Origin of the sequence: Zongyangia hominis, from assembly GCF_014385095.1 — a bacterium.
GTDB lineage: Bacteria > Bacillota > Clostridia > Oscillospirales > Ruminococcaceae > Zongyangia > Zongyangia hominis.
Genome location: NZ_JACRTC010000001.1, coordinates 693,678 through 710,595, shown reverse-complemented (window position 1 = coordinate 710,595; position 16,918 = coordinate 693,678). Strand labels below are relative to the sequence as shown.

Below are 16,918 nucleotides of genomic sequence, written 5' to 3'. Positions count from 1 at the left end.
TGTATGGAAATCCACGGCGGGCGCACAGGCCAACCGCTGGGTGGATGGGTTTACCGGTCGGGGTTTGCGTCCCGGTAGAGCTTATATTCGATGGAGTCGGTTAAGGCAGTGGCGCTGGCGTTGATGACGTCGGTGGAGACGCCCACCGTGCTCCACACATTCTGGCCGTCAGTGGACTCGATGAGGACCCGGACCTTGGCGGCAGTGGCCTGGTGGGTCTCCATGACCCGGACCTTGTAGTCAATTAGGCGCATGTGGGAGAGGGCGGGGTAGAAGACCTCCAGCGCCTTTCTCATGGCCTTATCCAGGGCGTGGACCGGGCCGTTCCCCTCGTCGGCGGTGATCTCATACCGGTCCCCCACCTTGATCTTCACCATGGCCGAGGAGGGGGCGCTCATTTCCTGCTCCCGCTCTCCGATGATCTTGAAGTGTTCGATGTGGAAAAAGGGGGTGAATTTGCCTCTCCGCTTGAGGACTAGAAGCTCCAAGGAGGCGGAGGCGGATTCAAACTCATAGCCCTCGTACTCCATGGTTTTGAGCAGGTCCACGATCTCCTGGGCCGCCGGGGAATCCTTGGTGATGGTGCGGTCGAGGTGGCTCAGCTTTTTGATGACGGCCCCCCGTCCCGCCACCTCGGAAAGGAGAATGTTGCGCTTGTTGCCCACCCTTTCGGGGGCAATATGCTCGAAGGAGGCGGAATTTTTGTTGACGCCGTCCACGTGCATCCCCCCCTTGTGGGCGAAGGCGCTTTTGCCCACATAGGGCATGCCGTGGTCTACGGTGAGGTTGGCGATTTCGGCGATGTAGTTGGCGGTTTTGGTGAGCAGGCGGACATTTTCCTCGGGGATGCACCGGTATCCGACCTTGAGCTGGAGGGAGGGGATGAGGCTGGAAAGATTGGTGTTGCCGCACCGCTCCCCAAAGCCGATGTAGGTCCCCTGCACGTGGGAGGCCCCCGCTTTGACCGCCATCAGGGAGCCCGCCACCGCGCAGCCCATGTCGTTGTGGCAGTGGATGCCCACCTTTTGGGGAAAGCGGGCGCAGACGGTCTGGGTGATCTCATAGATTTCGACGGGGAAGCAGCCGCCGTTGGTGTCGCAGAGGGTGAGGCAGTCCGCCCCCGCCCGGACGGCGGCCTCCAGCGCCTGCATGGCGTAGGCGGGGTTGTGCTTGTAGCCGTCGAAGAAGTGCTCGGCGTCGAAGATGACCTCCTTGCCGTGGGCTTTAAAATAGGAGAGGGTCTCCTCGATCATCCCAATGTTTTCTTCCAGTGAGGTCTTGAGGATGTCGGTGACATGCATATCCCAGCACTTGCCGAAGATAGCCACGGTGGAGGTCCCGGCGCTTACAAGCGCGCGGACGTTTTTGTCCTCCTCCACCTTTATGCCGCACCGCCGGGTGGAGCCGAAGGCCACCAGGCGCGCGTAGCGGAACCCCTGGCGCTTGGACCGCTCAAAAAACTCCATGTCCTTGGGATTGGAGCCGGGGTTACCGGCCTCGATGTAGTCGACGCCCAATTGGTCCAGCGCCCGGGCGATATTCAGTTTGTCCTCCACCGAAAAGGAAATGCCTTCTCCCTGGGCCCCGTCCCGGAGGGTGGAATCAAATATCTCGATCTTCTTCACAGAGCCTACACTCCTTTCGTTCTTGTCTTCTCTCCCGGCTTCCCGCCGCTCGGACGGCGGCATCCGGCGGCCCGGATACAATGACAAAACGCCTTCGTCTCCAAGAGACGAAGGCGCGAAACTTCCGTGGTACCACTCTTATTGACATCCCCGATCATAGGGATGCCCACTCTACCGCATCAAAACAATAATGCAGCCTGACATAACGGTCAGGGACCGGCGCAGCCTACTTGACCTCGATGGAAGGGGTTCAGCCCGCAGCTCAGGGGTGATCGCTCATCTGTGAAGCTGCTGCCTTTCACCACCCGGCAGCTCTCTGCAAGCGTCTGTCAGTCAGCCTTCCCCGTCGTCGCTTTTCTATTATTGCTAAAATAATAGGCCAAAACGCTTTACTTGTCAAGGTGTTTGCCCCACTTTCCGTCAAAGAAGGCAATTCCCCTTGCCGTCGAGGAAGGCCTTGGGACAATCTTACCAAAATCAACCGGACAATTTGGTGAAAAAATAGTTTGTGAATTGGGAGCACACCAGGTATACTGAAGAAAACGATGAGGAGGATTGCCCAATGGATTTAACGAAAAGAAAATGGCAGGAATTCGCCCGCTTTTTCATCATCAATCTGCTCGGCTCCTATTGTTACGCCATGGGGGTCCACATCTTTACCAAGCCCTACCACATCGCGCCGGGCGGCGTGACGGGCCTTGCCACCATGATTAACTTTGTCTGGGGCCTTCCCATCGGCGTGATGACCTTCGCCATCAATATCCCGCTGCTCATCCTGGCCTGGCGGCACATCTCCCGGCAGTTTACCATCCGCACTACCATTTCCACCGTCATGCTCAGCGTCTGCACCGACCTTTTGGTCATCTGGATGCCCCAGTATCCCTCCACCTCCGCTTTGGCGCCGCTATTGGCGAGCCTTTTCGGCGGCGTACTCATGGGCATCGGCAATGCTCTTGTCTATATGGGAAACTCCACCACCGGCGGCACCGCCATCATTGGGGCTCTGATTCAAAAGCGGTTTCCCCAGTTTTCCATGGGCAAGCTCCTCACCGGGGCGAACCTCGTCATTGTGGTGGCCTCCATCTTCGTCTTTGGAAACATCGATTCCGCCATCTTTGCGGGCATCTGTATCTATCTCTCCGGCCTTGTGATGGACCGGATGATTTACGGCATGAACACCAACCGCTTACTCTTCATCATCTCCGACAAGAGCAGCGCCATCGAACAGCGGATTATGGAGGATCTGGGCCGGGGCGTCACGGTCCTCAAGGGGGAGGGCGGTTACCGTCACTCCCAGAAGAATATCATCTTCTGTGTGGTGAGCAAGTCCCAGTTTTATAAGGTGAGGAAGATCACCATGCAGGTGGACGAGGGCGCTTTCATCGTCGGCTGCGAGGCGGGCGACGTGCTGGGCCGGGGATTTAAGCATCTCGATTAAAGGAGCAAAAAAGAAGGGCCGCTTTTAAGCGGCCCTTCTTTAATTTTGCAGCATCTTGATGTTTTTCCATTTTCCTCGGACAAAGCGACCCACAAAGACGATGACCCGGAAGGCCCAGTCGATGGTCATGGCGATCCAAACACCCAGGACGCCCATGTGGAAGAAATCTGCCAGTAAGTAGCTGAAGGCGATGCGGAAGACCCACATGGAGATGATGGACATGGTCATAGTGTACTTGACATCCCCCGCCGCCCGCAGCCCGTTGGGCAGGGTGAAGGAGGCGGTCCAGAGGAAGATAGCACAGAGACTGTGGTACATGAGAATTTGGATACCGCTGCGGGTGGCCTCGTCGGAGAGATGGAAGAAGCCAACCAGAAAAGGCGTCAGCAGTAGGCAGGCCAGATTGAGCACTGCCATGCACAGATAGGCGAGCTTGGTCAACTTGACGGTGTATTTTTGTGCTTGATCGTAGTCCCCGGCGCCCACGCACTGGCCCACCACAGTGATCATGGCGAGCCCGATGGCCGCGCCGGGCAGAATGGCCACGTTAGCCACCGTGCTGGCCACGGCATTGGCCGCGATGGCGGCGGTGCCGAAGGTGGCGATGAGGCTCTGCACCAGAATCTTGCCGATCTGGAACATGCCGTTTTCCAAGCCGTTGGGAACGCCGATTTGCAAAATGTTTTTAATCATCTTAGGTTTAAGGTCAAACCTCCACAGCTCTTCCACATGGATGGGGAGGAGGGGGCGGTGGAGCAAGATCATGATAAAGAGGCAGGCGAGGATACGGGAGACTAATGACGCGATACCGGCGCCCGCCACACCCATGTGAAATTGAAAGATCAGGATAGCGTTGCCGGAGATGTTGACTACATTCATGATGAGAGAGGCGAACATGGAGACTCGGGAATTGCCCATGGAGCGGAAGAGCGCCGCCCCCGCGTTATAGATGGCGATAAAGGGGTATGACAGGGCGGAAAGAAAGAAATAGGTTTGGGCGTTATTCATAACGTCGGAATCAATGTGGCCGAAGGCCATGCGCAGAATGGGAGTATGGGCGGCCAGACAGAGAATCATAATGACAATGGAGAGTGCGCCCACCGTGTAGATGAGTTGTTTGCCCGCGGTGCGGGCATTTTTTTCGTCCCGGCGGCCCAAATACTGGGAGGTAACCACAGCCCCGCCGGTGGCGAGTGCCGAGAAGACATTGATGAGCAGGATATTGATGGAATCGACCAGCGAAATGCCGGAAACGGCGGCCTCTCCCACGCTTGCCACCATGACGGTATCCGCCATTCCGATGGTAACTGCCAGAATCTGCTCGATCATTAGCGGAATAATTAATTTGCGGAGATCTCGATTGGAAAACATACTTCACCCTCAAAACTTCTTTTTTCTCAGCTCTTACTATGCACCTTTTTGTAAAAAAATGCAAGAGTAGGAAAAGAACACGGATAAATTCTGGATGGAAAGCAATGCGGATCATCTAGCTTTGCCCACCGCCGTCTTTTTCTAAGTGCCGCCTTCATATATTAAAAACAGCATGAAGTTGCCACCATGGAAAGGATGCGAGTGCTTTGAATTTTACGGTAGTGACGAAGAAAAAGATGATGCTCACAGGATGTGTAATTTTGTTGGGAATCGCCATAGCCATCTGTATTGCCTATGGAGCCTCCCGGGTGGTGGGAGTGGCCCAGACGAACAAGGATATCCCCATTTACAGCGTGGACACGCTGGACAAAAAGGTGGCCCTCACCTTCAACTGCGCCTGGGACGACAAGGACATTGATACCCTTTTAGGAATTCTCAAGAAATATAACGCCCAATGCACCTTTTTTGTGGTGGGCCAGTGGTGCGACGCCTATCCAGAATCGGTGAAAAAGCTGGTGCAAAGCGGGCATGAAGTCATGAGCCACTCGGACACCCACGCGGACATGGCCAAAATTTCCGAAGAGAAAAGGTCACAGGAGATCGACAATTCCTGCTCCAAAATTGAGCGGGTGGCCGGTGTCCGTCCCACCCTGTTCCGCGTACCATCGGGGTCCTACAATAGCGAAGCAGTCCGGGCGGTGCGTAATAAGGGCCTCGAATGTATCCAATGGGATGTGGATTCCATCGACTGGAAGAAGCCGGGCGCCGACAAAATCGTGGAACGGGTGACGGGGAAGGTGCGAAACGGTTCCATCGTCCTTTTCCACAGCGGCGCTCCCGATACCCCTACGGCCCTGCCGCAGATTTTGCAGAAGCTCTCGGGCGAGGGCTATACGTTTGTCAAAGTAAGCGATCTCATCTATCCGCAGCCCTACACTCTCGATCACGAAGGCCGCCAGCACAAAGCCGCCTGATTCCCGCCCATGTTTGATACCATCCATCCCTAGAATGAGGCACCGCTAGAGAGCCGCCGGCCTTTTCACGACCGAGACAATCTCACATCCATTATGAGGAACGAGCGTTTTCTTCCAAGGCCCTTTCGTATATTTTTAGGAAAAAAGCGTACCATGAAAGTAGCAGGATTTGCCTAATAGGGCGAGGAGGAAAGAGGATGAAACATATTATTATCGGCGCGGGGCCGGCGGGGCTGACGGCAGCCAAAACCATTCGTGGCCAAAAGGAAAAGGACGAAATTCTTGTTATCTGTCCAGAAGAGCAGGTCCACGCCCGCAACCGTCTGGTGCAGTATCTTTCGGGAGAAAAAACGGCGGCGCAGATCAACTTTGTTGAGCCCGGATTCTTTGAAAATAACGATATCCGCTGGCGTAAGGATACAAAAGTGATGGAAATTCGGCCATCCGAGAGGAGGATCCTCCTCTCGGATGGGACACAGGAGTGTTATGATCAGCTGCTGATTGCGTCCGGCGCTTACCCCGCCATCCCGCCGGTGGAGAATCTGCGCCAGGCGGGGCGGGTTTGCGGCTTCCGGGATATGGCGGATGCGGACCGAATTTTGTCCCAGACCGCAGAGGGCTCCCAGGTGGTGATTATCGGCTCAGGGCTGGTGGGAATGGATGCCGCAGAGGCGCTTTTGCACCAAAAGCGGCAGGTAACGGTAGTGGAAATGGCCGGACGTATCATCCCCTTGCAGCTCGACGCCTATGGGGCCTCCCTTTTCCAAAAGGCGTTTGAAGATCATGGTGCCTCCTTTATCCTGGGGGCCCGGGTAGAGAAGTGCCTCATGGACGAGGAGAAAAACGCTGTGGGCATCGCCCTTGGCGACGGCAGGGAAATCCCCTGCGATCTGGTTGTGGTGGCCGCCGGTGTGCGCCCCAACTGCGCCTTCGCTGAGGGCGCGGTGGAGATCGACCGGGGCGTCAGGGTGGACGCGCGTTTGTGCACCTCCGACCCCCATATCTTCGCAGCGGGGGATGTGACGGGACTCACCGGTACCTGGCTTTGCGCTGTGGAACAAGGTAAAATAGCGGGAATCAATATGGCGGGGGGAAGCGCTTTCTATCAAAATGCGGCCCCCAGCCGCAACGGCCTTCATTATTTTGGAAGGATGGCCCTCTCCATCGGGGAAATGGACCCGATGGAGGACGGACACGTGCTGACGAGAGAGAAGAACGGCAGCTATCAGAGGGCCGTCGTCAGGGAAAAACGGCTCGTCGGTATGCTGCTGATCGGCAATATCCGCGCCGGTAACACCTGGGCCGGCATTATCGAGCGGGGCGATGAAGTCCCCGACGGCGAGGATCTCTTCCAGCTCGTCCCCTAAGAGCCATCTACGCGATCTAAGAAAGCGCCTTTTCCCGGGGCGCTTTTCATTTTTCCTCAGTTATGCTATATTGGAGTTAATATAAAGACAGAGGTTGGGGAGCAAATGGGAGAAAAAGTGACGGCAATTGTAGTGGCGGCAGGCTCTGCCAGCCGCATGGAGGGGATCGACAAGCAGTGGGTATCCGTAGGCGGAATTCCGGTGCTCGTGAGAAGTATGCTGGCCTTTGAGCGGCACCCGGGTATTGCGGAAATTGTGGCCGTGGTGCGGGAAAGCGATGTCGAAAAGACCCGGGCTCTGGCACGGGAGTATCACATACAAAAGCTGGCCGCTGTGACGGCGGGCGGGGCGACCCGGCAGGCGTCGGTGCAAAACGGCGTCCGGGCGGCCGATCCGACGGCGGCGTATTACTGCATTCACGATGGGGCCCGCCCACTAGTGGACGGGGACACCATCACCCGCTGTCTCACTTTGGCGGCGGAGAAAGGCGGATGCACCGCGGCGGTGAAGGTCAAGGATACCATCAAGGTGGCCGCCGAAGACGGAAGCATCGCCTACACTCCCGACAGGGACACCCTGTGGCTCACCCAGACCCCCCAGGTGTTTTCCGCAGGGCTTTATCAGAGCGCCTTGGCCCAGGCGGCACGGGAGGGGCGATCCTTTACCGACGACTGCCAGCTCGTCGAGCGGATGGGGGAACGGGTGTATTTAGCCCAAGGAAGCTATGAAAACATCAAAATCACCACTCCGGAAGATTTGCAGGTAGCCCAGGCCATTGTGTCGGGAAGAGGAGAAAGGGAGGACGCCATGATGAAAATTGGCCACGGCTACGATGTACACCGGTTCATAGAGGGCCGTCCCCTCATTCTCGGCGGGGTGGAGGTGCCAAGCAGCCGGGGGCTTTTGGGACATTCGGACGCGGATGTCCTGACCCACGCCGTCATGGACGCGCTGCTCGGCGCCCTGGCGCTGGGGGACATTGGGCAGCATTTCCCCGACACCGAGGAACGCTACCGGGGAGCCGACAGCTGCCGGCTCCTGGAGGAAGTGATGGCCATGGTACAAAAACAGGGCTATCGTCTGGGCAATGTGGACGCCACCATCGTGGCCCAGGCCCCCAAGCTCGCCCCCTTTATCCCGGCCATGAGAGCGCGTCTGTCCGCCCTGTGCGGGGTGGAGGAAGGGCGTGTTTCCGTCAAAGCCACCACCGAAGAGGGCCTCGGTTTTACCGGGGCGGGAGAGGGGATGGCGGCCCACGCGGTTTGCCTGCTTATTCCCCGCGACTGATGAACAAAAAAGAGCCGGCTGAGAAATCAGCCGGCTCTTTTTTGTATGAGGCGCAATGCAGAAAGCGGAAGAGGGGGGCCTACAAACTCCGACGATCGGAAATGAACAGGCAGCGTGGGCGCTTCGGCGGTGGAAAATGGGACACACCCTTCCCTCGGACGCGCATATGATGTAAAAGCCGCGGTGTTGTCTGCCTACGCGGGAAAAGTCTGCGGGCCGGAAAGATAGGACACGCCGCGGCAATTTGTTTTACCGGGAGGTCTTTTTCCATGGGAAAACCGGTGATCATGCTCAGCTCGGTTACCTTGGCGATGAAAGGCCAGCGGCTGCTGCAAAAAAACGGTATCCGCTGTGATATAGAGAGAATACAAAACTATAACCAAAACGGAGGATGTGCCTATGGGCTCAAAGTCCTAAACGGGGACGTGGAAAGGGCGATGGAATTACTCAGGACAAACCGGATTCTCATCGTCGGTTTGTACGAAAGGGCTGACTAATATGGTATATTTAGATAACGCGGCAACCACCTTTCCCAAGCCTCCCTCGGTGGCCCGGGCGGTCCAGTCCGCTTTCACCACCTATGGAGCCAACCCCGGGAGGAGCGGCCACAAGATGAGCGTCAACACGGCAGAAAAGGTCTACGACTGCCGTGAGGCGCTGGCCGATTTTTTTAATGCCTATGATGTGACCAACGTGGTCTTCACACAAAACTGCACCCAGGCGCTCAATACGGCCATCAAGGGAATCCTGCGGCGAGGGGACCATGTGGTTATTTCCACCTTTGAACATAACTCGGTGCTGCGTCCCGTGCATCAGCTGGCGGTGGAAGGGCTCATCACTTACAGCGTTGCCGATGTGGCGGAGGGGGATGACGACCAGACGGTGGAAAACTTTGCCTCCAAAATCACTTCCAGAACCCGGCTCATTGCCTGTACCCATGCGTCCAACGTCTGCGGCGTACGCCTGCCCATTGAAAAAATTGGGGCTTTGGCAAAGCGCTACGGCATTTTATTTTTAGTAGACGCTGCCCAGACGGCAGGGGTGCTGCCCATCGACATCCAGCGATGCCAGATCGACTTTCTGTGTATGGCCGGACACAAATGCCTCTATGGTCCGTCGGGCACCGGCGCGCTCATCACCGACCGGGGCGATGAGCTAAATCCCCTCATGGCGGGAGGAACGGGCAGCAATTCCCTAGACTATAACCAGCCGGACTTTATGCCGGACCGGTTTGAAAGCGGGACTGTCAACACAGCCGGCATCATCGGACTGGGGGCGGGCATCCGCTTTCTGCAAAAGGAGTCGGTGGAAAAAATCCACAAGCGGGAGATGCAGCTGACCCGGATGCTCTATGATGGACTCAGCCAGATGGAGGATGTCATCCTCTACACAAAGCGCCCGGACAACGAGCACTATGTGCCGGTTCTTTGCTTTAACCTGAGGGGCCTTGACAGTTCCACCGCGGTGGAACTGCTCGATCAGCAGGGCATCGCGCTGCGCGGGGGCTACCACTGTGCGCCGCTGGCCCACCAGAAGCTGGGTACGGTGGAAATTGGGACCATCCGGGCCAGCCTTTCCGCTTTCACCACCGCGGGCGACATTGGGGCGCTGCTCGGCGCTGTGAAAAAAGTCCTGCAAAAGCGGGAAAGATAATTGCATGAAATTTATGTAAAAACCTGACGGGGTACTTTCGTTTAAAAACCAAATGTGTTAGAATGATACAAATGCAAGTTTTTACCTGCCGGTGGGGCGGAAGGGGAGAGCGGCATTCTCCCGTTTACAGCTTGTGCTATGATCTGACGCGGCCCATGGCCGCGACGTTAAAATAAAGGGAAGTATTGCTATGGGATTATTTTGGAGTTCAGTCATCAGTATTTTGAAGACGGTGACCATCGTCGACATTTTGGATATTGTTATTGTCGCGTACCTGATTTCCAAGGCGGTAAAGTTGGTGCGGGAAACGAGAGCCGAGCAGCTGGTCAAGGGCATTGTGCTGCTGGCGGTTTCCTATTTACTGGCCGAGCAGGTGGGTCTTAAAACGGTGAGCTTTGTGCTCCGGTATGTCTTTGAATACGGTATGATCGCACTGTTGGTGGTGTTTCAGCCCGAGCTCAGGCGGGCCCTGGAGCAGATGGGCCGCACCAAGCTCTCCAATTTTAACGTATTCGGCGCCGGCAATATGGACGAGGAAGAATCGGTCTGGAAATGGCGGACCGCGATTTCCATGATCTGTAATGCGTCGGCGTCGTTGTCGCGCCAAAAAATCGGCGCGCTCATGGTTATCGAGCGGCAGACTAAGCTGGGCGAAATCATCAAAACCGGCACGGTCATCAACTCCGACCCGAGCGCCGAGCTCATCGGCAATATCTTTTTTCCCAATTCGCCGCTGCATGACGGCGCCATGATCATCCGGGGAGGAAAGCTCTATGCCGCGGGCTGTTTCCTGCCCCTTTCCACCACCAATGAAATCAGCAAGCAGCTGGGAACCCGCCACCGGGCCGCCATCGGCATGAGTGAAAACTCCGACGCGGTGGTTATCGTGGTTTCGGAGGAGACCGGGGTCATTTCGGTGGCCATGAACGGCAACCTCCAGCGTGGCTTTGACGCCCACACGCTCAGCCAGCTGCTGGAAAAAGAGCTGTTGCCGGACCAAAACGGTGCCAACGGTGAGAGAAAGCTGGCGTTTTGGAGGGTGAAAAAATAATGAAACTGAAAAAATTCAGCCTGGGAAGGCTCTTTGATAACATAAAATTCGTCTGGGTATTCGCGTTTGTGGTGGCCATCGTCACCTGGTTTGTGGTGGCCTTCACCGTCAGCCCCGAAAAGAACGGGAAAATTACCCAGGTACCGGTGAATATCGACATCCAGTCCACTTCCATTGGAAAGCTGGGCTTGGATGTGGTGTCCGGCAGCGATAACACGGTGGACGTCTGGGTCACCGGCAAGCGGTACGTGGTGGGTAGCCTGACGGCGGACGACATCGTCGCCACCGCCTCCTTGGCCGGCGTTACTGGACCGGGCAGCTACGACCTCAAAATCCAGGTGGCCAAAAAGGACGCCAGCAAGGAGTTCGAGATCATTTCCAATAAGCCTGAGACGGTCCGGGTGCGGTTTGACCGGCTCTCCAACAAGACCATCAAGCTGGATGTGGACATGTCCGGCGTTACGGTGCCCGATGGGTATATGATGGAGCAGCCCTACGCCAATCCGTCGGAAATTACCATCACCGGCCCGGAAAACGACGTGTCCAAGGTGGCCAAATGTGTGGTGAAGGCGGAGCTGGATGAAACGCTGCGGGAATCCAAAGTTATCCAGGGAAAAGTAACCCTGGTGGACAAGGAAGGAAACCCGATCGAAAACTCCTCCATCGCCATGAGTGTGGACGACGGCACGGTGGAAGTGACCATTCCCATCCTCAAGAAGAAGGAACTGCCGGTGAAGCTGGACTTCCTCAACATGCCCGACGGATTCCCCATAGATTCGCTGGCCTATACCTTATCGAACGAAACGATTCAGGTGGCCGGCCCCACCGACACGGTGGACAACATGAGCGAAATCCATCTGGGTTATGTGGACTTTAGCCAATTGGATGTGAGCAGCACCTTCTCCTATGACGTGCAGCTGCCGTCCGGCTTTATCAATATTGAGAACATCAACACGGTGACGGCGGACTTCACCAATGAGAACCTGACGTCCAGGGAGTTCACGGTCAAAAACATCAACGTAGTCAACGCGCCGGCCAACTTCGATGTGAAGGTGAGCACCAAGTCCATCACCAAGGTGAAGATTGTGGGAGACGCCTCCATCATGGAAAATCTGGCGGCGACGGACATTGTGGCCGAGGTGGACCTCTCGGGCAGCGAAATCGCGGCGGGCCAGTTCAAGGTCCCGGTCAAGATTGTGATTCCGGGCAAGCAGTTGGTGTGGGCCAACGGCGATTACTCGGTGGTGGTCATTGTGACGGCCAAGGGCTAAACGATCAAACCAAAACAGCTTGCCGCCTCAGACGGCAAGCTGTTTTTATCTTGGAAAGGAGGGGAAGAGATGCCCATTGTCATTTCTTCCGTGCGAATTCCCGCGGGGGAGGACACCGGCGCGGCGGTGGAGAAGGCCTTGTCTTTGCTGCCGGTATCCCGGCGACAGGTGCGGGAAACCTATGTGATGAAGACTTCCCTGGACGCCCGGCGCCGGGAACATATGACGCTGGTTTGCTCGGTGGGAGTGGAGCTCGGGGACGCCGGCTTGGAAGAGAGGGTCGCGGCCCGGGCGGGGAACAGCCAGGTGGTCTATAAGCCTCGCGAGCGGCTGGAGGTGCGCTTTGGCAATAGAAAGCTGCGGGAGCGCCCAGTCATCATCGGCTTTGGGCCGGCGGGCATGTTTGCCGCCCTCCTCCTGGCACGCCACGGCTACCGGCCGGTCATCTACGAGCGGGGCTGTGAGGTGGAGCGCCGGGTGGAAGCGGTGGAACGCTTTTGGAAGACGGGCGAACTGAGCGAAAACACCAACGTACAGTTCGGGGAGGGGGGCGCCGGCACTTTTTCCGACGGCAAGCTCACCACCCGCATCTCGGACTCCCGGTGTCATTTTGTGCTGGAAGAGCTAGTGAGCCACGGCGCGCCGGCGGAAATTAGTAAAAAGGCAAAGCCCCACATTGGCACGGACAAGCTGCGGGACGTGGTCAAACAGATTCGTCAGGAGATCATCTCCCTCGGCGGGGAAATTCACTTTGAAAAGAGCCTCACCGGCATCGACTGCCGGGGCGGCAGACTGCATGCGCTCCTCATTGATAACCAGCCGGTACAGGCCCAGGCGGCGGTACTGGCCATCGGCCACAGCGCCCGAGACACCTTCTTTTCCCTCATGGAGGCCGGAGTGTTTTTTGAACCCAAGGCGTTTTCGGTAGGCGTGCGCATTGAGCACCTGCAAAGTGAGATCGACAAGGCTCTCTTCGGCGACTACGCGGGGAGTCCCATGGTGGGGGTGGGGGAATACCAGCTTTCCTACCGCAAAGGGGATCGGGGCGTCTACACCTTTTGCATGTGTCCGGGGGGCACGGTGGTCCCCGCCGCCTCCCAGCGGGACACGGTGGTTACTAACGGCATGAGCGAGTTTGCCCGTGACCGGGAAAACGCCAACGCCGCCCTGGTGGTCTCGGTGGACCGAGAAGACTTCGGGTACCGCCCCCAAGACCCTATCGCATTCCAGGAGCGCTTGGAGAAAGCGGCTTTCCGGCTGGGCGGCGGGAATTACCGGGCGCCGGTGCAGACGGTGGGCCGTTTTCTGGAACACAAGCCCGGCGCCGACTTCGGCCGGGTGGAGCCCTCCTACGCCCTGGGCGTCACGCCCGCTTCCCTCGACGAATTGCTTCCGCCGGCCGTCACCTCCCTGATGCGGGAGGGGCTTTTGCAGATGGACCGCCGCCTGCGGGGCTTTGCCGCTTCCGACGCGGTGCTCACCGGCGTGGAGACCCGTACCTCCTCCCCGGTGCGGATAACCCGGGGGGATCAGCTGGAATCCATCAGCGTCAGCGGCCTCTATCCCTGTGGAGAGGGCGCCGGCTACGCGGGCGGCATCATGAGCGCCGCGGTGGACGGCATCCGGGTGGCCCAGGAGATCATGGGCAGGTACGCCCCCTTTGTATAGAAAAGACAGCCGCTGTTGCGGCTGTCTTTTTTGCGGAAGAAATGTGTGGGAAAGTGGGCCGGCGCAGGAACGGGACGGCCCTTGTTTTTCGTACAATAGCATAGGAGCCGGAAGCGGGAAGTTCCGGCGGATTTGGTCCGGCTGTCTGTCCCACGCACGGAGGCCGGATGGCGCATGACATTTTTACCCTGCGCGGAGAAGGGACTGCCTCATGAAAATAGGTGTTGCATTGTCGGGATGCGGCATCGGTGATTTGACGATTTACTGCGCGCTCAGCCAGATGAAACAAAACGGCATTGACATTTCCCATGTCAGCGCCTCCCAAGGGCTCGTGGCGCCTGCGCTGCTCTTTGCCAGCGGATGCCCCGAAGAGCAGGCGCTCATGGTTTTGCGGCAAAAATATATGGGGGAAGAGAGCGCTTTCCCCTTTCTTTTCCGTTTCGGGTGGAAAAGAAGACTGCTGCATCTGATTTTCCGCCAGGGAATTCATACCCTGGCGGAATGTCCCACGGCGGTGAGCATTGTGACAGAAGACCGGGCCCGGGAGTATATGACCGCCTTTTCCTCCCTGGAAGGGGAGAGGGAAATTGAGAAAGAAAAATGGGCGTGCTTTCTGGAACAGGAGCAGGATGTCAGACGGGTGGTGCAAGCGCTCTGCCCGGCCTTTGGAAAAAGCAGGTATGGGGACCCGACCTACCGTGTGGGTTATCCCACCTATCCCCTCAAATTTGACGGGGTGGACCGGATGCTCTGCATTGGTTTTACTCCCTATGCCCCCAAAAATGAGCTGGAGAGGCAAAACGAGATCATGTGCGGCGCCATGCGCCAGATCATCCGAAACGATTCCCACGCCCAGCTTTGCTTTAGTCAGCCCGCGCCGGAAAAAGACAGGACCCGGAGGATGCAGGAGCTGGAAAAGCTGGGACGGGACACGGTGGATGATGAGCTTTTGTCGCTTTATGACGCGGTGTTATTCTAAAAAGAGGGAGCGCGGCTGGGAATGCCGCCTCCCTTTTGTTGAAGTTTCTGACATGTTGTGGTAAAATTAATATCTATCCTTATGCCTTTTGAAAGAGAGATAAACGCAACCGCGAGAGGTTTTGTATGCGGGGGAAATGAAGCGCGCGAGAAGGGCGCTGTGGAGGGACATAGATTGGAATTAAAACGATGGAAGGTGGCCCGCAGCGATCCCAACCGAGCCCGGCAGATGGGGGAAGCATTGGGTGTGGACGAGCTCGTCTGCGACGTGCTCCTGGGCCGAGGGTACGGGACACAGGAGGAAATCCGGGGGTTTTTAGAGGGCAGCCCGACCTTTTTCGACCCGTTTCTGCTTAAAGATATGGACAAGGCGGTGGAGCGGATTCAGCGCGCGGTAGAGGAGGGCGAGGTCATCGCCGTCTATGGAGACTATGACTGCGACGGCATGACGGCCACCTATCTGGTTTACACCTATCTGGAAAATGTGGGCGCGGACGTCTTCCGCTATATCCCCGACCGGGATGGAGAAGGATACGGCCTCAACAAAGGGGCCGTCGACCGCATCAAGGAGCGGGGCGCGTCCTTAATCGTCACGGTGGACAACGGCATCTCCGCCTTGGAGGAAATCGCCTACGCCGGGACCCTTGGCATCGACGTGGTGGTCACCGACCACCACCAGCCCCCCGAGGTCCTTCCCAACGCCTGCGCCGTGGTGGACCCCCACCGGGCCGATTGCGGCAGTCCCTACAAGAATCTGGCGGGCGTGGGCGTAGCCTTTAAGCTCCTGTGCGCTCTGGATGGGGACGACGGCTGGGGCATGATGGAGCACTACGGCGATATTGTGGCCATCGGCACGGTGGGCGATGTGGTGAGCCTGGACGGAGAAAACAGACTTCTTGTAAAAGAGGGTTTAAAAATACTGAAAACAACCGAAAATATGGGGGTGAGCGCCCTTTTGTCGAGCGCGGGCCTCGATAGAGAAAAGTTGACCAGCGAATCGGTGGCCTTTGGCATTGTGCCGAGAATCAACGCAGCCGGGCGGCTGGGGGAGACGGCCAAGGCGCTGGAACTATTGTTGAGTGAAGATGAGGAGGAGGCCGCGCGGCTGGCAGAGGAGATGAGCGAACTCAACCGGAAACGTCAAGCCTTGGGCAATGAGATCACCGTTCAAGTCCGGACGCAGTTGGAGCGCGACCCGCAAAAGCGCTATCAGAAGGTCATCATGCTTGAGTCGGAGGAGTGGCACCACGGCATCATTGGTATCGTGGCGTCCAAGGTGGTGGAGCGCTACGGCAAACCCTGTTTTCTCATCAGCACCGAGGGAGATGTGGCCCGGGGATCCGGCCGCTCGGTGGAGGGCTTTCCGATGGCCCAGGCGCTTGGGCAGACCAGCGCCCATCTGACCCGCTTCGGCGGGCACGACCTGGCGGCGGGGTTTTCTCTCTACACCGACGACATCCCCCTTTTTGAGCGGGACTTTGTCTCCTACTGTGATGAGAATTTCCCTCAAATGCCGCCGCTGAGCATACAGATCGACCACCTGCTCACCCCTTCTGAATTGACGGTGCAGAAGATTAAAGCCCTGGAAGTGCTGGAGCCCTACGGCGCCGGCAACCCTTCGCCCCTCTTCGGCGTACAGGGGGTCAAGGTGGACAAGGTTTATCCTCTGTCCGAGGGCAAGCACTGTAAAATCCGGCTTACGAAGGGCGAGGAGGCGTTTTACGCCCTCTACTTCGGCATGAGCCCCGATCGGCTCGAATATGCGGCGGGGGATATGGTGGACGTGGCGGTCAGCTGTGAAATAAGCTCCTATCGGGGCGTAGAACAGCTTTCGGTCAAAATCCGGGACATCCGCCCGAGCGGCGTGCGGGAGGAGAGGCTCTTCGCGACCCGCACCCTCTATGACGACTACCGGCGTGGGAAGGAACTGACCGCAGAGGAGCGGGCGAAGCTCGCCCCCACCCGGGAAGAAATTGCCTACGTTTACCGCTTTCTGCGGGAAAAAAGGTTTGTCGCCTACGGCGAGGACCTTTTGTTTGTTCGCGCGGTGGGGGACAAAATGGACTACGCCAAGATGCGGGTGGCGCTGGATGTGCTGTGTGAAATGGGACTGGCCGCCCAAGTGGCGAAAAACGGAAAAATACTGACGGGTGCGGTCAAGAACCCGACAAAAGTTAATCTGGACGACAGCCGGATTTTACAACGGCTGCGGCAGAACACAGGGAGGTGATGGGA

General features: G+C 57.5%; 13 protein-coding genes and 1 other annotated feature. Of the genes, 11 read left to right on the top strand and 2 right to left on the bottom strand.

The annotated features are described in order from the left end of the window. Positions 1-50: 50 nt before the first annotated feature. A complete protein-coding gene (cimA, locus tag H8709_RS03190) occupies positions 51-1,625 on the bottom strand; it encodes a citramalate synthase (protein WP_262396916.1) in 1,575 nt (524 codons plus the stop codon). 100 nt (positions 1,626-1,725) lie between these two features. Further along, positions 1,726-1,984, bottom strand: a binding site (T-box leader). 203 nt (positions 1,985-2,187) lie between these two features. On the opposite strand from cimA, the gene H8709_RS03185 reads away from it, so the two are divergent. Then, complete coding sequence (locus H8709_RS03185) at positions 2,188-3,063, top strand: YitT family protein (protein WP_262396915.1); 876 nt, start codon at positions 2,188-2,190, stop codon at positions 3,061-3,063. Positions 3,064-3,102: 39 nt separating this feature from the next. Here the strand turns inward: H8709_RS03185 and H8709_RS03180 are convergent, their stop codons facing one another. Continuing rightward, positions 3,103-4,434, bottom strand: coding sequence for an MATE family efflux transporter (locus tag H8709_RS03180; RefSeq protein ID WP_262396914.1), 1,332 nt, complete (start codon positions 4,432-4,434; stop codon positions 3,103-3,105). 206 nt (positions 4,435-4,640) lie between these two features. Between H8709_RS03180 and H8709_RS03175 the strand changes: the two genes are divergently transcribed. The 10 genes from H8709_RS03175 (at position 4,641) to recJ (ending at position 16,913) form a co-directional block, all read left to right on the top strand. Then, positions 4,641-5,408: a polysaccharide deacetylase family protein gene (locus tag H8709_RS03175; protein ID WP_262396913.1), complete on the top strand. Its 768-nt coding sequence runs from the start codon at positions 4,641-4,643 to the stop codon at positions 5,406-5,408. Between the two features lie 197 nt (positions 5,409-5,605). After that, entirely contained in the window at positions 5,606-6,775 is a 1,170-nt protein-coding gene (locus H8709_RS03170; RefSeq protein ID WP_262396912.1) for an NAD(P)/FAD-dependent oxidoreductase, read from the top strand. A gap of 105 nt (positions 6,776-6,880) precedes the next feature. Then, positions 6,881-8,062: a 2-C-methyl-D-erythritol 4-phosphate cytidylyltransferase gene (ispD, locus tag H8709_RS03165; protein ID WP_262396911.1), complete on the top strand. Its 1,182-nt coding sequence runs from the start codon at positions 6,881-6,883 to the stop codon at positions 8,060-8,062. Between the two features lie 269 nt (positions 8,063-8,331). Then, complete coding sequence (locus H8709_RS03160) at positions 8,332-8,559, top strand: DUF3343 domain-containing protein (protein WP_262396910.1); 228 nt, start codon at positions 8,332-8,334, stop codon at positions 8,557-8,559. A 1-nt stretch (position 8,560) separates the two neighbouring features. Then, positions 8,561-9,715, top strand: coding sequence for an aminotransferase class V-fold PLP-dependent enzyme (locus tag H8709_RS03155; RefSeq protein ID WP_262396909.1), 1,155 nt, complete (start codon positions 8,561-8,563; stop codon positions 9,713-9,715). A gap of 190 nt (positions 9,716-9,905) precedes the next feature. Then, positions 9,906-10,766 carry a diadenylate cyclase CdaA gene (gene cdaA / locus H8709_RS03150; RefSeq protein WP_262396908.1) on the top strand — a complete coding sequence of 287 codons (861 nt, stop codon included), beginning with the start codon at positions 9,906-9,908 and terminating at the stop codon, positions 10,764-10,766. Continuing rightward, positions 10,766-12,037, top strand: coding sequence for a CdaR family protein (locus H8709_RS03145; protein WP_262396907.1), 1,272 nt, complete (start codon positions 10,766-10,768; stop codon positions 12,035-12,037). Before cdaA ends, H8709_RS03145 begins: the two co-directional genes overlap by 1 nt. Before the next feature lie 69 nt (positions 12,038-12,106). Beyond that, entirely contained in the window at positions 12,107-13,705 is a 1,599-nt protein-coding gene (locus tag H8709_RS03140) for an NAD(P)/FAD-dependent oxidoreductase (RefSeq protein ID WP_262396906.1), read from the top strand. A gap of 211 nt (positions 13,706-13,916) precedes the next feature. Beyond that, positions 13,917-14,684 carry a hypothetical protein gene (locus H8709_RS03135; RefSeq protein ID WP_262396905.1) on the top strand — a complete coding sequence of 256 codons (768 nt, stop codon included), beginning with the start codon at positions 13,917-13,919 and terminating at the stop codon, positions 14,682-14,684. Positions 14,685-14,858: 174 nt separating this feature from the next. Continuing rightward, the gene (gene recJ / locus H8709_RS03130) at positions 14,859-16,913 is read left to right on the top strand and encodes a single-stranded-DNA-specific exonuclease RecJ (RefSeq protein ID WP_262396904.1); all 2,055 of its coding nucleotides are present in this window, start codon (positions 14,859-14,861) and stop codon (positions 16,911-16,913) included. Positions 16,914-16,918 lie beyond the last annotated feature (5 nt).

Excerpts from the sequence above, each read along its gene's own strand:
- H8709_RS03185 (WP_262396915.1), top strand. The coding sequence starts at position 2,188 with ATGGATTTAACGAAAAGAAAATGGCAGGAATTCGCCCGCTTTTTCATC.
- H8709_RS03180 (WP_262396914.1), bottom strand. The coding sequence starts at position 4,434 with ATGTTTTCCAATCGAGATCTCCGCAAATTAATTATTCCGCTAATGATC.
- H8709_RS03170 (WP_262396912.1), top strand. The coding sequence starts at position 5,606 with ATGAAACATATTATTATCGGCGCGGGGCCGGCGGGGCTGACGGCAGCC.
- ispD (WP_262396911.1), top strand. The coding sequence starts at position 6,881 with ATGGGAGAAAAAGTGACGGCAATTGTAGTGGCGGCAGGCTCTGCCAGC.
- H8709_RS03160 (WP_262396910.1), top strand. The coding sequence starts at position 8,332 with ATGGGAAAACCGGTGATCATGCTCAGCTCGGTTACCTTGGCGATGAAA.
- H8709_RS03155 (WP_262396909.1), top strand. The coding sequence starts at position 8,561 with ATGGTATATTTAGATAACGCGGCAACCACCTTTCCCAAGCCTCCCTCG.
- cdaA (WP_262396908.1), top strand. The coding sequence starts at position 9,906 with ATGGGATTATTTTGGAGTTCAGTCATCAGTATTTTGAAGACGGTGACC.
- H8709_RS03145 (WP_262396907.1), top strand. The coding sequence starts at position 10,766 with ATGAAACTGAAAAAATTCAGCCTGGGAAGGCTCTTTGATAACATAAAA.
- H8709_RS03140 (WP_262396906.1), top strand. The coding sequence starts at position 12,107 with ATGCCCATTGTCATTTCTTCCGTGCGAATTCCCGCGGGGGAGGACACC.
- H8709_RS03135 (WP_262396905.1), top strand. The coding sequence starts at position 13,917 with ATGAAAATAGGTGTTGCATTGTCGGGATGCGGCATCGGTGATTTGACG.